At 60.6% G+C, this 15,126-nt stretch carries 6 protein-coding genes and 2 pseudogenes; 2 read left to right on the top strand and 6 right to left on the bottom strand.

Annotated elements, in window-relative coordinates; translation table 11 throughout:
- Nucleotides 1–349 precede the first annotated feature (349 nt).
- On the bottom strand, nucleotides 350–1,072 hold the full coding sequence (locus ACW7GZ_RS12485; RefSeq protein WP_457009481.1) for a lipoprotein: 723 nt from the start codon (nucleotides 1,070–1,072) through the stop codon (nucleotides 350–352).
- A gap of 338 nt (nucleotides 1,073–1,410) precedes the next feature.
- On the opposite strand from ACW7GZ_RS12485, the gene ACW7GZ_RS12480 reads away from it, so the two are divergent.
- Nucleotides 1,411–4,569 carry a UvrD-helicase domain-containing protein gene (locus ACW7GZ_RS12480; RefSeq protein ID WP_457009479.1) on the top strand — a complete coding sequence of 1,053 codons (3,159 nt, stop codon included), beginning with the start codon at nucleotides 1,411–1,413 and terminating at the stop codon, nucleotides 4,567–4,569.
- A gap of 111 nt (nucleotides 4,570–4,680) precedes the next feature.
- A pseudogene (locus tag ACW7GZ_RS12475) lies at nucleotides 4,681–4,880 on the top strand (integrase core domain-containing protein); the annotation flags it as partial.
- Between the two features lie 189 nt (nucleotides 4,881–5,069).
- Here the strand turns inward: ACW7GZ_RS12475 and ACW7GZ_RS12470 are convergent.
- From ACW7GZ_RS12470 to avs3a, 5 genes and pseudogenes are all read right to left on the bottom strand, one after another.
- Nucleotides 5,070–5,693: a hypothetical protein gene (locus tag ACW7GZ_RS12470; RefSeq protein WP_457009477.1), complete on the bottom strand. Its 624-nt coding sequence runs from the start codon at nucleotides 5,691–5,693 to the stop codon at nucleotides 5,070–5,072.
- 181 nt (nucleotides 5,694–5,874) lie between these two features.
- Nucleotides 5,875–6,363: a hypothetical protein gene (locus ACW7GZ_RS12465; RefSeq protein ID WP_457009475.1), complete on the bottom strand. Its 489-nt coding sequence runs from the start codon at nucleotides 6,361–6,363 to the stop codon at nucleotides 5,875–5,877.
- Between the two features lie 1,399 nt (nucleotides 6,364–7,762).
- A pseudogene (locus ACW7GZ_RS12460) lies at nucleotides 7,763–7,906 on the bottom strand (PhoH family protein); the annotation flags it as partial.
- Nucleotides 7,907–8,055: 149 nt separating this feature from the next.
- Nucleotides 8,056–8,820, bottom strand: a complete 765-nt coding sequence (gene avs3b / locus ACW7GZ_RS12455) for an AVAST type 3 anti-phage proein Avs3b (protein ID WP_457009473.1) — start codon at nucleotides 8,818–8,820, stop codon at nucleotides 8,056–8,058.
- Nucleotides 8,702–14,977, bottom strand: coding sequence for an AVAST type 3 anti-phage nuclease/ATPase Avs3a (avs3a, locus tag ACW7GZ_RS12450; protein WP_457009472.1), 6,276 nt, complete (start codon nucleotides 14,975–14,977; stop codon nucleotides 8,702–8,704). Before avs3a ends, avs3b begins: the two co-directional genes overlap by 119 nt.
- Nucleotides 14,978–15,126 lie beyond the last annotated feature (149 nt).

The raw sequence follows: 15,126 nt of genomic DNA, 5'->3' as shown, positions 1-15,126 counted from the left end.
TCCTGAATCGGGGGGCATAAACGCACAAGGCCCGGCGACTGCCGGGCCTTGTGGTCTGCGAGGGGTTGTAGATCACGGAAACTTCAGATACTTGCAATGAACGCATCTAGCAACACTAACCAGCGTTGCTGCAACCACTACTAGCACGCAGTAGATCGCTTCCGACCTATCACTCATTTGAAGTCCTTTGGTACGGCGCACAAAGAGCGCTGTGCCCTTGCGCAAAGCCAGCACCGACTGACTTCACCTGAGTGATATAGGTTTGAAAGAATTTCGTATCGCTGAGGCGGCCCCAATGAAAAAGGGGCAAGCCTTAGCTCGCCCCCCCCAAATCCGAATCTTGTTGTCGTCAGAACATATTACATGCGAAGTCACTGCCATCTGGATCTGGCAAGACCGCTCTGGCATTTCCCTTCAGCAACTTTATCGTCTTTCCCTCGGCCCGAATCAGAGCATCACCTTTACGGAGTTCTCGCAGCATGAACGTAAAGTTCTCAACTCCAACGTTGCTCATCGCCTCGTGTGGCAAATCAACTGACGCTCCATTGACCTCGATTGATCCGGAGATCTCTTGATCAACGCTCCCACGGTGGAGCGCCACGACCGAGGGGGAGTCTGGGTTGAACCCAGCATCTGTAGGGCAATAGATCCTGAGAGAGAGCCCCTCGACGCGCGCGATGTACTCCTCGTCGCCCTGAACAAATCCCCCTTGCCAGTTCGCAACGCTCTCGGGAATTGAAGGGCTAATCGGTGCCGCTACCTGCTCAGCAACTTGAGTTGCACCCGGTACAGCTTTGGAAAGTCCACTCTGATCGCTTCGAAAGCCATCCATTGCCGCTTGGATTTCCACCAGTGTGGGCGCAGCCTGCCCGCCGACGCGCCGACCGAACTCCTCGTAGCCCATCAACAGAATCGCTTCTTCCTGCCACTTTGCTCGGTTCTGCTCGTCCGTTGCGTCAGCCACAGCCGGCGCGCTCGAATCCGCACCCGCGGAATCGCCACTCACTTTGTCAACCTGCGAACACGCGGAAAGCACGGCGACCAGTGAGGCCGCCAGAAACATCTTGTTCATTTTCTTCCCCTGTTAAAGACCTACCGACAATGATCGCTCTGTCTCCCTCGAGAACTGGGCTTCCTCTGCCAGCTCCCGGAAGCACCGACCCCTTAGGCTCACCGAGCCAACGCTAGATCTTACCGATCTGCAGGGAGCGTGGCAGCGTGCGGACGATCCGCGCCGTTCCGCAGGGTAGTCCGGACGGCCACGCGGCATCGATGCACCATGCTGCGCCTCGAAGCATAATGGGCCAGAGAGGGGGGAGGATACGGATGAGTTGGTGGCCAACCGATAACGGTACGCTTGTCACAGGCGCACCCCGATGGACCGTCTATATCTCCGGTGACCAGGTCGTCATGAACGTCGCCGGATTGCCGTCGGTGAAAGTTCACCTGCTGCAGCTGGCTAAGCTCGAAGTCATTCAGGGCTTCGTATGGGCGACTTGCCACTTCACCTTCCAGACGGCGGAAGGCTCTGTCATACACAAAGTTGACGGTATTCCGAATGAGCGGGCCGTTGATATGGCCAACTCATTTGACCGCGCGTGGGCCGCAGTTATCGCCGACCTCGTTTCAAGCTCCAAGAATGAACTTGAAGCATGGATGGAGCGGGTCACCCAACTACTGGCAAAGGCAACTCCGGACGTTTTTGGGAGCTATGCCGTCGGGATTCTGAAAAACTCAACCCCCCCACCGACCCCAGGAAACATCTCTTGGGACAGCATTTTTAACCATCCTGAAGCAGCGCAGGCTAGAAAGCGAGCAGAATCCTGGCCCGACTGGAAAGGCACACCCAGTACCGTTGCGAAGTCGAAAGCAGAATCGCTTAGGCGAAGCTTGTTCATCAGGGATGTCGCAGAGTGGGTTAAGGCCTTCATCGACACCTACGGTGGGGACCGCTGGATACCTAAGAGTGCTGTTTCAAAGCACCTCAACTCCCATCCTGTTCCGGCGTGGCCAGGAAATAGCTGGGAGTATGCGATGAAGGGGCTATGCAAGCCGGAAAATAAAGACCCCCACAGTGCAACGAGCATTCTAGACCTGATAATTACCCCTGAAGTCAAAGACCTTGGCCATGGGGTCACCCATGACGTGTGGAGGATCATTACACGCACGACTTCTCCGTCTGAGGCGCTGGCGGCTCTCGTTGATCCGCACAACCCTGCCCACTTGAAGCGAAAGCGCCATGAGTGCAAGGAGTTCTTCGACACAGTCGACAAAAACCCGCTAACAGACGAGCAAATTCACGCATGTGTGTGCATGGACGATCATGTGATGGTGGTAGCAGCAGCTGGATCGGGCAAAACCTCCACCATGGTGGCCAAGACCGGCTATGTCCTCCATGAGAGGCTGGCAAAACCGAATCAGATTCTTCTGCTGGCTTTCAACGTGGCCACCGCAAGGGAAGTCGGAGAGCGGATTGCGGAACAGCTAGCTGACGTTCCCGAGGTAGATCAGGTCAAGTCCAAGACCTTTCATTCCTTTGGCATCGATGTCATCGCGGACGCAACGGGCAAGAAACCAACACTCGCGCCCTGGGTGGATCCAGCCGTTCCGAACGGGGACATTCGGCAGATCGCAGAGATTGCGGCCAGCCTTTCCGCTGAGAACGCTGAGTTCCGGCGCGACTGGGCCGTGTTTCGCACAATTTACGGGCGCGATATTGGCAAGTGGGGCATCCCGGAAGAGCCGGACGCTTACGCAGATGGCAACCGCGGATTTCTTACTGCCAACGGCGAGATTGTGAAGAGCAAGGAGGAACGTACCATCGCCGACTGGCTTTTCTACCATCAGATTGACTACGTGTATGAGCGCGCCTACGAACACGACACCGCGACGCAGTTCCATCGCCAGTACTACCCGGATTTCTATTATCCAGAGGCTGCCCTCTACCATGAGCATTACGCGCTCAATGCCAATGGCGACGCCCCTGAGCACTTCAAGGACTACATTGAAGGCGTCAAATGGAAGCGAATGATCCACGCCGAGAAGGGCACGACCTGCATCGAGACAACCTCATTTGCCCTGAGCAATGGCACAGCGCTGCGCGACCTAGAGGACTCTTTGCGGGCGTATGGCCTCAGCCCTGCATTCGACGGCGAGCGAGAGGCCAAGGGCCTTGGTCCGATTTCGAACGAGGACCTAGCCAGGACGATCCGCACCTTCCAGCAGCATGTGAAGAACAATGGGTTGACAAGGGAGGATCTACACAGAGTCCTCTCTACTCAGTCCGAAAGCGGGTTCGCTGATAGGTTGCGCTTGTTCCTCGCGATATACGAGCGAGTTGCCGCAGAGTGGGAGCGACGCCTCAGGAATGCCAAGTGCATTGACTTTGAGGACATGCTTGTCACAGCAGCCGAACTGGTGGAAAGCGGTCGGTTCCAAAGCCCTTACACCGTGATCCTCGCTGACGAGTTTCAGGATAGTTCGCGGGCACGCATCAGACTTCTTAAAGCTCTAGCTGCTCAGCCCAAAGAACATGCGCACCTATGCGTAGTTGGCGATGACTGGCAGGGTATCAACCGGTTTGCCGGCTCTGATATCTCAGTCATGACCGAGTTCGAAAGCACGTTCGACCACTCTACGCGCCTCACCCTGACGACTACCTTTCGCTGCCCCCAGCACCTGTGCGACGTTTCGAGTGAGTTCGTCCAAGCCAATCCAGCTCAGATCCGTAAGGACGTGACAACCACCAACCCCTTGCTGAAGACCCCAATTCTTGCCTTTGCACTTTCACGCAAGGAGGCGATGCATGACCATGTCGCTGACCAGCTCGCCTCGATGCGAGGGGCAGTGGCCGCCGGCAAGCTGATACCGGCCAATGGTGATCGTGTCACCGTCATGCTGCTGGGGCGCTACCGCGATGACATCCCGGCTGGCTTAGGCCAGTGGCAGAACGCGTTCGGTGATCGGTTGAAGATCGAGTACCGGACAGCGCATGGATCAAAGGGCTTGGAGGCCGAGTACGTTTTCGTCCTCAACGTGGTTCAAGGCACTCGTGGCTTCCCAAGCCAGATCCAGGACGATCCGGTGCTTCAACTGGCAATGCCGGCTCCAGATCCATTTCCTTACGCCGAGGAACGCCGCCTGTTCTATGTTGCTATGACCCGAGCTCGCAAACAGGTGCGCTTCTACACAACGCTTGGTGAGCCCTCCCAATTTATCGTGGAGTTGGCGACGAACGGCCGCCTGAAGATCGAGCCAGTGGACGGTGAGGAATTGGAAGCATGTCCTGCGTGTGCGAGTGGCGTACTTCGCCTTCGCGAAGGCGTTCGCGGCGCTTTCCAAGGCTGCTCACGTTTCCCTTCCTGCGACTTCACTAGAAGCACAGTGGGGGAGGAGGTGCGAGCGACTACAGTGCCTCCCGCGCCCCACAAGATCCAGGGACCTATCAGCACTGGCGGCCAGTGCCCGGTTTGTAAGCAAGGCACCTTTGAGAAGAAGAATGGGCGATACGGCATTTTTCTCGGCTGCACCAGTTACCCCAGCTGTCGCGCAACCGCGAAGCTGCACTAGAAGCGCTACTTGGCAAGACAATGGCGAAAGATCCCGCGCTTCAGAGGCCGACGTCCCGCCGATTTTAAGTAGCACGGCGATCTGGAGTCCAATTTCCCAAAGCGAGGAGACGTCGAGAGCTTCAACGGCCGCCTGTGCGACGAGTGCCTCAACGAACACTGGTTCACCAGCCTGCTGCACGCTCGCACGGCCATCGAAACCTCGCGCCGCGAATAGAACGAGGAACGGCCCAAGAAGGCGCTTGGCGGGCTCACCCCGGAGGCCTACGCCAAAGCCCTGGGGGGCTCGGATACCCTAACCCAGGACTCTAGAGCCGACTGCCACTGAAGGCGGGGGACGTCGAGCTCTATTGAATGATGAGTTCGGGCGAATGCTGATGTGGGGCGCTCAAAGATGAATTGCGCAGATTTGCTCTGCTGCGGCAACTCTCGATCACGCATCCGTAGCCAAGATCCGCAGCGCATGCCGATGACCGCCGCGCTTCGAACCGGGGATTTCAATCAGAGTTGGCTGGTATCGATGTCCCACGCCATGGCCTTGGTTGTCGCGATTAGGTGAGCCGCGAATCTCTCGACAAAGTCATCCATGCCTTCGGCCGCCGTCGCGTCACCTTCGGCCGCAATGAATGCCCCCAGTTCTTCTTCGGTTCGGATGTCGATGGAGCGGGCTGCGGACCCAAATTTCTCCCTACTGAGCTCTCCGCGAACCAGTGCCTGCGCGATCTCCGAGCTCTCGCTGTAAATCTCGGCCATCTCTGGCCAGTCGGCAGCATCGGCAACCATCCTGAGCGCGGCAGCTTGCACCGCCACCAGCTTGATGACGTTCGTCCGATCTCTCGCGCTAGCACTGGCGAGTGCATTGGCCTCCGCGACCATCTGCAGGTTCTTCTCGACCTTCGCTCGGACGAGAATAAAGACCATCTTCCTTTGCGTCGCCTGCAGCGCTCGAATCTTGTTGAGATAGTCTCCATTTGTCAGAAGCTGATCAACCCCCGTGATTGGGGCCGGAATCACCTCTGTGGAGCGAGCAGACTCAGAGCTTTCGGCGCATCCCAAAGCGACTGCGGCAATCCCTAAGAATGCAACAGCGTGGATAACTCTCTTGGCAGAGCCTGTCTTCCGCACTACTAGATCTCCTCTCCATTATTCTGACAATCTAGCCGCGCGCGCTACTCACGAGCGGCGGACTGCTCGACGCATCAAACTGCACCCACCCCGACGACTGCTGTTTCGTCGGCTTGCTCACTAGCCCACGGTGCCGTCAGACTCCGGAGCGTTCGCAAAGCCCAGTGGCCGACAGCCAAATCTAGAGCGGAGCGAGCTGCCGGTTTGTCCGATCCGCAGGCTTTGATCGGATCCAGGCGACTACGGCTGCGGGGGTTATGGCAAGTACTAAAGCCTCGACTAGGGACACGAGAGCGATGGCCGACTTAGCGCCCATTGCATTCTGGTGGTACCCAGCGTGGTCGGCCGTCATTCGCAGCCCATAACGAACGATGGCATCGAAGTGCTCTTGGGACTTCGCGTCTCCGAAAACCCAAAACTCGTAGTCAATTCCATGGCCGAAATCGGCAGGGAGAGAGTAGTCGTCTTCCCAGAGATAATGGTCCCGACGCACATCCTTTGCGAATAATCGCAAGTCATAACTGATCAGCCTGCTTGTCAGCGAGTGGTGCCGCCAAGTTTCCCGCAGCGTTTGCTGCGTCATCGGGGAGTTGCGCTTGTTGGTGAAGTTCGTGTCGTGCGTGGCAAGCACCACTACCGAGATCCAGAGGACCGGCACCAGCAGGATCAAGTTTCCAACGAACGTGCCGAATGAGAAGCGTGCCAGCTTGGCGATACTGGTCCGTGCGTAGGCAGAGCCTACTCGAGCCTTGGCAACAGCACGGTATCTTTGCAAGGGAGCGCCACAACTGATGCACGTAAAGGCATTAACGGATACCGGCGTACTGCAATCTGGACATAAGCACTTGTTACTTGACATTCTTCGAGTCCGCCTGCGCCGACGGAACATCGGCGAATTTCTGACCGGCGACTCGCTGAACCTGACAAGATTCCCGCCCCTGAGGCTGCCTCAGGCAGTTCCTTCTGTAGGCATCTCGGATGCTGCTAAAGATTCTCACGCTTGCCATCTCATCAACTGCATTTGAACTTCACATTTTACGCGACGGTCTAGCGAATAGCCTCTGGGTCGCTTAAATGACGTTCCGCCATTGCGCTCTCAAGCCCAAACACCATCGCTTTGGTTGCCCACTTGTTGGCGCGTTCTCGCAGTTCCCCCCCTTGCGGTGTATAAGCGTGGCGGAGGGCGCCGGCGATCTCGCTCGGCGAGTGAAGATTCGGTCTGCAGTTAATTGCTCTAGCAGTCCTTCCCTCAAAGATGCGCCTCATCTCCCTGCTCTCACGGAGATAGCAAACACTGCCATCTTGGTTCCCTAAGATCTGGGCTAAGGTGCTCAGCTGCCTCAATGCTAAGAACATCGCGAAAATGCTTTCTTCCTGAGTGGCGCGCCCGTCCTCAATAAATTCGCCAGCTACGAACTCAAACTTCTCATTTAGCACTGCGGAAGCAAATATTAGAGCATGACTGGGGCTACTTCCCGCTAGCTCGACGAACTCTTCTTGAGCATTGAGGAGCTGTTCTAGATGGATACTGGCGAAGTATCCATGAACTTCGAGCTCTTGCTCCGGAGTTGGCTCGAATGCTGCGCTTGTACGGTCCGTAACGGTTCCGGTGGCGCGGTGACCCGTTTGGTGATTCTCAGACCCGTGCTCGGAATTCCAAGCACGCTGTGTGCTGGTTTCTAGTTCACCCGCTGTGCAGGTGCCGGGTAAAGTTGACATAAGTAGAAATGCTAAGAACAAAGCGACATACGCGCGGGCTGACATTGATTGTAGTTCCCAAGAGCAGAGCACAAGGGACATTGTAAGCGACGCCGTCTAAGCCCGACAGGCGCGTTGGATCGTGATTACTGCGGACCTTACTTATAGGCTCTTCCAGTCGGCGCCAGCTGGAAGGCTGCTCTTACGCTGAGCTCCAGGGATGAGCCTTCAGAATCGGGGCAAGCTTGGCGCCCCAATATGTTCGAAGCCTGCCCTTCCCTTCCCCCGACGATCGTATTTTCGCCAGAACCCGCGCGCGGCATGGCGTAGCCGACGGACACGTCGAGGCGGACCGGACCCTTCCGGTGGACGCGTCCGTAGGCGTTGACGGTGCGGGCCACCAACGGGTGCCGCACCACGTCGCGCGATTCGAAGAAGGTGAAGCTGACGCCGTCGACCTCGTGCAGCACGTCCAGCGCATCGCCCAAGCCCGACCTCACCTGCTTCGGCAGCTCATGCCTGCGGGCAACAGGGGTCTCCTGCGTACACTAAAGCCGGGATTGGCGAAGTCCCCTTCCGGCCAATAGCGGACGTTGTCGTTGTCAGCGGTATGGTCAGTCGAAGCAGGCGCCAGCGACCAGCGCGGGCGGTTTGCGCACGTTAGCTAAGCGTTCGGCTCCTCACGCCCCTCGCCGAGCATGTGGCTAGCGGCTTTCGCAGCCGCCAGCGACTCCACAAGGCTCGTCTTGAGTGCTTGAGTCGTAGCAGCAAAATGCTCAAGCTGCGCGATGCGCTTTTCCAGCTGCTCGATACGATGATTTTTAAGCTGCGCCTCGTCCCGCCCCGCCCCCACGATCCTGATCCGGAGTTCGGTGAGGGGGTCTTCCTCGTCTAGGCGCCGAGCCAGTTCTAACCACTCGGCGCTGTCTCGCCCCGCCGCGCGCGAGGCGTGCGCAAGGACGTGGTGTATGAGGTTGCGAGCCGCGCCATCGATCCCCAAAGCGGTCGTCAGAAGACTCTCGACATCACTGTCCCCGTTATTAGCCCGCGCATCGAGGGCGCGCCAGAGGTCGTTGCGGTAATGCGGTCCACCGTCCGGATGCAGGGAGTCGATGGCTTCTATCACCCGGTCAATGGACTCGAAAGCCGTTCTCTTTGCGGGGAAAGCACGTGCCTGTGCCCACAGGTCCAGGATGGCGCGCGCGCACGACTGCTGTGCCTCATCACGCTCGGGCAGAGGGGCGTTCTCGGCGCGCACCATCAGCTCGGCGACGTAATGCACCATCCATCGCGCGAGCGTGTCGGTCGAGTCAACGAGCTTTAGTTCGGCGACGAGTTTTTCGCCGAGGGCGAACGTTGCGGCCGACAATGCGGGGGACTCCCGCTCTTTCGATCGTGATGATACTCGTTGAGTGATCTTCTTCGGCATCTCCACTCCTGCTTTCGTAGCTGAACGGCACCACGTGACGATGGCAGATAACTTCAAGGATCAACGTTCGTTCCTGTCGATCCAGGGCCTTCTGCAGGAACTGCCTGTCGACCACGAGGCGTTCTCCACTCGGGGTGTGCCCGCGCTCATCGTCGGCGCCTTCGCTCCACCGCTCGACCCAGGCCACGCACGTTCCGTCATTCTGGTGCCACGCACCAGAGGCTTCGTCCCGGACAATCCCGAGTTCGGCCGCCACGGGCCCGGCGATATCCGGAAAGCGTCGGGCCAATCCGCCGGTCCACGGATCATCCGAATCAGCGCCGGACTCGGCACCTGACTCCGTCACCCACCCTTCCAACACGAAGTCGCCGTGATGGATCTCATGTGTGTCCTGGAACTCGGGCAATGCGTAGTCGTACGGGTTTCGAGTCGTCGCCAAGGCCCGGGACAGTGCGCCGGCACGGGCCCGTGACGCGAATGCGCTGACCACGCGGAGGGTTTCGCTGTTGCGCCCCTCGTACTGCGCCCATCGGCCTGCCACCACCACCGCCCCGGTTTGGGCCATGAGGCGCGAAAGCACGTAATTCTTTGCCGGAGGGGCGGGCCACGCGCCCTTTTTTTGTGCCGGGAACTTGATAGCATCCGCCGGAGACATCTGCCTGCGGTCTGCCAGCCAGTCGCCCTTCGCATCAAGCGAAGCCTTGTCTTCGAGCCAATGGGAGAATGATCCCCATGAGCTCTCAGGGTCCTCATGGAGCGGATGGGTCTCCAGCAGCTGCCCTGCGGTCTCCATCAGGGCGTGATAGGAGAGATAGAACGAGAGGTTGTCCTGTCCGCCCAGTTCGCTGCCGCGGCGCCTCGAGTGTTCCTTGAATTGGCCGCGTAGAGCACGCGCATCCTGATCGTAATGGCCGTTCTCCTGCAGCCCCCAGTCCTCGCGAATAACCCGGCATGCGTCGGCCTCGATCCCCTGGGGGCGTATCGCAAAGCACCGTGCCAGCGACTCGATCCAGCTACGCGAGAAGTCGTAGCCGAAGGTGAACTCGCATGCGAAGTCCGAGCCGGGCGGGCTGCGGTGCGACCGGGTATGGTAGGCGGAAAACTGCGTCGGAAGCGTGGACGCATTGATGCTGACTAGCGCATCGCGGGCCACAGGATCCACCGTCACGTGGCCCCCATCGGCCAGAGCCAACAGGGCGCGAGCCGCTATACCGCGGCAGATCACATGACGATTCTGCCTCGATGCCAACGACTCCAGCCAAGCGGCATGGCTCGCGACAACGTCCCCGCTTTCGCGCGAAGCGCGGTCGAGGGCAGTCAGCAACCACTGGATCGCGTGCATTCGATAGAAGTGGAAGCTTGCGTCAGTAAAGGCTGACGCATCGCCGCCGGTCGAGAGCGCGAGGATGTCCGCCAAGAGCGCTTCGCGACCCAAGAGGCACAGCGCCCGGACCGCGTGAGCCGCCTGCCATCGGCGCCCCGATTCAACGGCCCCGAGGGCGGCCCAGATATAGCCTGCGATGCTCCCGCGACAGCCCCCGGCGGGTGCCAAGCACGGGCTCCAAGGCCCATCGCCCTGCTCGCGGCCGAGCGTCGCCTCCAGATGCTCAAGGCCATAGCCCAGCACGGATCGCGCTTCGACGGGGCCCAGGAATTGAGCGAGGACAGCGACGAGCTGGAACAAGCCGTGGGAGGTAGTCGGCAGGCTCGTCTCGGCGATCGCCTCCAGCGCACCCCGCAACAGCTCTTGGCGCGTGACTCCCGTCTTGTCAAAGACGAGGTCGTAAGACAGGGACTGATAGTGACGGTTGATGCCGAGTGACGTCGCATGGTCGCGGGCCATGCGCCGAACGAACGACGCCAAGGCCTGTCGCGCCGCGAGTCGATCCGCCCATGTCGAGGGGATCTGCTCCAGAAGCCCACGGACAGCATAAGGGCTCCAGTCGTCGACCGCTTCGAGGCTCTCGACGAACGCACGTTCCCTGCCCGCGGGCACGCGAGCCACGGCTTCGCCGATCCACTCCTCGTGCCACCGCCCGAAGCGGCGGTCCGGCATTCGCGCTTGGCTTTCAAGAAGGCCCGAAGCGCTGCCGAGATCAATGCCTGCAAACACCGCGCCCCAGTCCGGACTGGGCTCGCGCCCGCTCGTCAGCGACGCGTCGCGCGAGTCGCGAACCGATTCAGACCGTCGGGCGCGTTCTTCCAACTCGCGAAACGGCTGCGCGTTCAGGCGCCGCGCCTGGACCGCGTCGGCGACCTCTTTCAGACACCGTCTGGAATCCGCGGAGAAGCGTAGGTAGCTGTAAAACTGCGCCAGCAGCTTGTCCTTCTCGGCGCCGCTCTCGGCAGCATCGAGCGCGGCCGCCATCAGGCCCGGCCAATCCCAGTAGCCTTCGAAGCAGATAAGGGCTGCCGCGTCGCGCGCATCCAGGTCACCCCGCTTGCAGAGGACTTCGACAAGCTGAGGGAAAAAGCGCTCAGGCTCGCCGAATCGACGGTCGCGCCAACGGCTAATGATCGCCGGCGATGTGCGTGGCGACAGCGTGGCGATCGCCTCGACGGTGTGCTCCCAGTCAAAATGCTTGTCGCGATCGACGTACGATCGTGTGAGCTCGGCCGCACGCGCAAATCGATACGCGAGCTGCGGATCATCGAATCTATCCGCGGCGCCGGCATCGCTCAGGTGCAAGAGCGCGTGCCAGCGCTCAAGGTTCTCCTGTCCGATCTTGCTGGCGACCCGAACGGCCTCATTGAAGTACTGCAGGGCCTCATCCTCGCTGCTCCCCAGCACGGCTCGAGCGAGGAGGACGAAACTGTCGGCCATGGATTCGGCGAGCTCGGCTTCCTCTCCGATCCGACCGCGAGCCTTGTGTGCAAAGGAAAGGACGATATGCGGGGGGCCGCCGGTCAATGCCGCGCGGCGCGCGAGGTCTGCCAAGGTCGGAATGAAAAGGGGAATCCGTAGGCCGTCCTGCCATTGCGCTAGATTCACCCAGAGCGCCTCGTCCCTGCCAAGCAACACGATGCATTCGGACCATAGCCGGGCGACCCCGTCGGCCGTTGCGGACCAGTCCTGATAGACGTCGCGCCCGTGGCGCGTCCAATGCTCCAGCGCCTCCGCCGATGCGGTCTCGAAGTCCGCTTTGAACATCGCGCCGGAACGGACCTTCACGCTTAATTCGTGCCACGGCAACAAGGCCTTTAGGTTCTCAAATCCCCGGCCGCTGAACCGATTCTCGCTCGTCGGCTTCTTGCGGGACCTGCGCTTTTCTCCATAGATGAATTCGAGCGTCAGGGGCTTGCCCAAAAGTGCTGCCAGCAACGCATATGCCCGCAGATACTCAAACCGATCTTCATTGAGGTGTTCCGATTCGAGAGTGCGGGGCGCGCCTTTAGGCAAGTAGCGACGCAAGAGGCTGGCCAATGCGCGCTTGGACGCCAAGCGGTAATGCCGTGCGGTATCGATCATCGACGCGACCGCGCCGATTCGCGTGCCCTCGCCTTGCCAGTCGCCCGGTGCGTCGAGTTTGACTCGTGAATGCAGGAGCAGGCGCATGGTGCGTGCCGCGGCAGCTTTCGGCACGTGGCGTTCGACGGCCCTGAGTTCGCCGGCGACCGCGAGGACCAGCCCGATATCGTTGCCGGCCGCCAGGGCCAAGGCATCGGCATCCGCCCACCGCCCTGCGTCGACCAGACGCTTTGCGAGAGGTCGCCCAACGCGATAGGAGAGCTCACGCGGCCGCCATCGCCGCAACTGGGCGGCGCACCGGGTCGGACCATGGACATTCAACTCCGCCCACTCCAGCTCGAGGATGTCCTTGCCCTCGACCGAGGTTCGTTGATCTCTCTCCTGCCGGTTACGTAGCCAGTGGCCGAGCCAGTCATAGGCAAAGCGCAACTGGGCGCGCGCTTCGCCCTCCAGGCCCTTTCGTCCTGAGAGCAGCGCCGCCTCATAGGCATGCTCGGAGCCGGTCCAGTTGCCGCCGACGATTTGACGCCTGGAGACCTGCTCCAGCAGTTGATCCGCATCCAGGAACCGCGATGCGAGATCTACGTTACCGCTCAGGAGCGTCTGTTGACGGGCATCGGCTGCCACCCGACCGCCGGCCTTCAATGCGAGCCTGGCGGCATCGACGTACCGGCGTGTTCTCAGAGCCGCCCTTGTCGCAAACTCCAGCCGCTGCAACTCGACGTCGCGCCGGGCGATCTCGTCGTTCTCAGGCAGTGCGTCGTCGTTCAGTGCCAGTTGAACCAGTTCATCGAAGCGATCGGTGTTCAGCATCAGCGCGGGCAGCGCGGACGCGGCATAGCGGCTTTCCCGCGCAAGCGGTTTCAGACGGCGGACGAATGCCTCGAGCTCTTCCTGTTCGGGTCTGAAGTGCTTTTGGAACCACGTCTCCGTGGGCTCGTCCCTGAACTGGACGGAGTCGTCCCGAAGCAGCAGCGGTCGGCCGAGGTCATGGATGAAGCTTCGGACCAATCCCTCGTCAACGCCCGCTGTCAACGCGATGATCCTGATCGGCACGAACGGACGCAACGTGGCGAGTGCCGCGCAGATGCGGCCGATCTGGGGCTGCTCGACATTCGCAGCGACATGCCGGACCTGGCGTACGGCCTGCTCCAGGAGATCGCCGATGGTGTCGTCGACCGTGCGAGGCGACGGACCGAGGCTGCGGAGGACGGTCGCCAACGGCGCGGCCGGATCCAAGTCGAGCGCCGCGCGCTGCACGCGCGGGTTGCGCGAGGTCAGGCGGTGAAATTCCCGGATGTCTGCCTCCCCCACGTCCGGAAATCGCGTACTGAGCAGATCCCCGGTCTCCTTCTCGGTGAACCCATCGAGGCCAAAGCGGATCACGCTCGGTGGCGGCTGAAGCTTGTCAACCCGATGAGGACGCGCGGTGAGCACGAGCCGGACGTTGTCGGGAAAGGACTCGGCGAGCAACAGGCGCGGGAAGCTAGGCGGGTGGTGAAATTCTTCGGCCGCCATCTCCGCGTTGTCCGCCGCGTCCAGCACCAGAACGAGATACGCGCCGGCAGCCTGACTGCGCGCGGCGGCGCTGGCTTGGTCCACCCGCGCCATGAACGCATGCACATACGCGGCGTCGTCTGCCTTAGGGGTCGGGATCAGCGGGTGGCACAGGCCTTGGACGGACATTTCGTTGGCCAGTTGGACTAGACCGTCCTTCGCGCGATGCCGCAGGCCGGTCGCGCTTCGGTACCCGCCATTGCCGAAGCAGTCATAGACAAAGGTCGTACTGCCCGGCAATGCAGGGCCGATCTGAGTGGCGACGATGGATTTGCCGTAGCCGCCATCGGCAGACACGATGACCGGTGTCGACGATTCGGTGATCGCCTTGACCAGATCCGGCATCTGGGCGCGTGGCACGACGACTGTAGGCGACTCTAGGACATTCGGCGCCGGGAACAGGTCGTCCAGGCGGACGCCGATGGTGTCAAGGACGTCCTCACGCCGGATCTCGCGATTGGACTTGAATTCAGTCGTGGCCTTGCGTGCGACGAGCTCGCGCAGCGTGATCGCCGCATCCTTGTCGTTATCCGGAAGGTAGGCCCGCAGATCACGCGTGAGCAGCGCACGCTGCTCCAGAAATCCCTCGACGCGCGTGATCGGCCGGAACAGGGAGGCGAACGCCTCGAGGTCAGCAGGCGCCAGGCCCGTCACGCGGCTGATGTAGCGCGCGTCACGCCCGTGCGTGCCCTGCGTCAGGTCCGCCAGCGCTTGATCCACGCGAGGCGAGAGTGGGCGGTTGGTTTCGAACTCGAAAGCAAAGCGCGCGCAAACGTCCTGGACGCCGAATTGGCCCACCAACGCCGTAAAGCGGTCAGCGAAGTCCTTGAGCGTTTTGCGCAGGCCGCTCGCGGTCCATTCCTTGTCGGCGTGGAGCGTTGAGTGCTTGAGCTGGCGATAGCGCACGCGTCGCGCGGTGGGCAGGCCGGCGCTGCCGTAGTAGAGCGCGAGGTCGATGGACTCAATACCCGCGTTGACGGAGTCGCTCTTTGAAATGCCTTCAACGGACACGACCTTGAGGTCGGAGGATGCTTCGAGAAGTTCCAGGCAAAGGCGGGACGCGCGCGAGTAATGAAACTGGTCGCCGTCTCGGCTGGGGCCAACGTCAAAAGTATCAATCTGTCGCGACATCAACTCGCAGGTCCTTCCCCGTCACAATGACGATCCCCCGCCAAAAATCTAGTTCGCCACGCCGAGGCAGCCCAACGGATCTGGCGGGCGTACGTGCGCCTCATAGCCGGCAAGCCTTAGCTTACAGATTTGCTGGGTAGTTGGCCCAA

The organism is Luteimonas sp. A537, from assembly GCF_054052065.1.
Note: the sequence above shows the minus strand (reverse complement) of the source record. Positions and strands in the feature narration are given on the sequence as shown.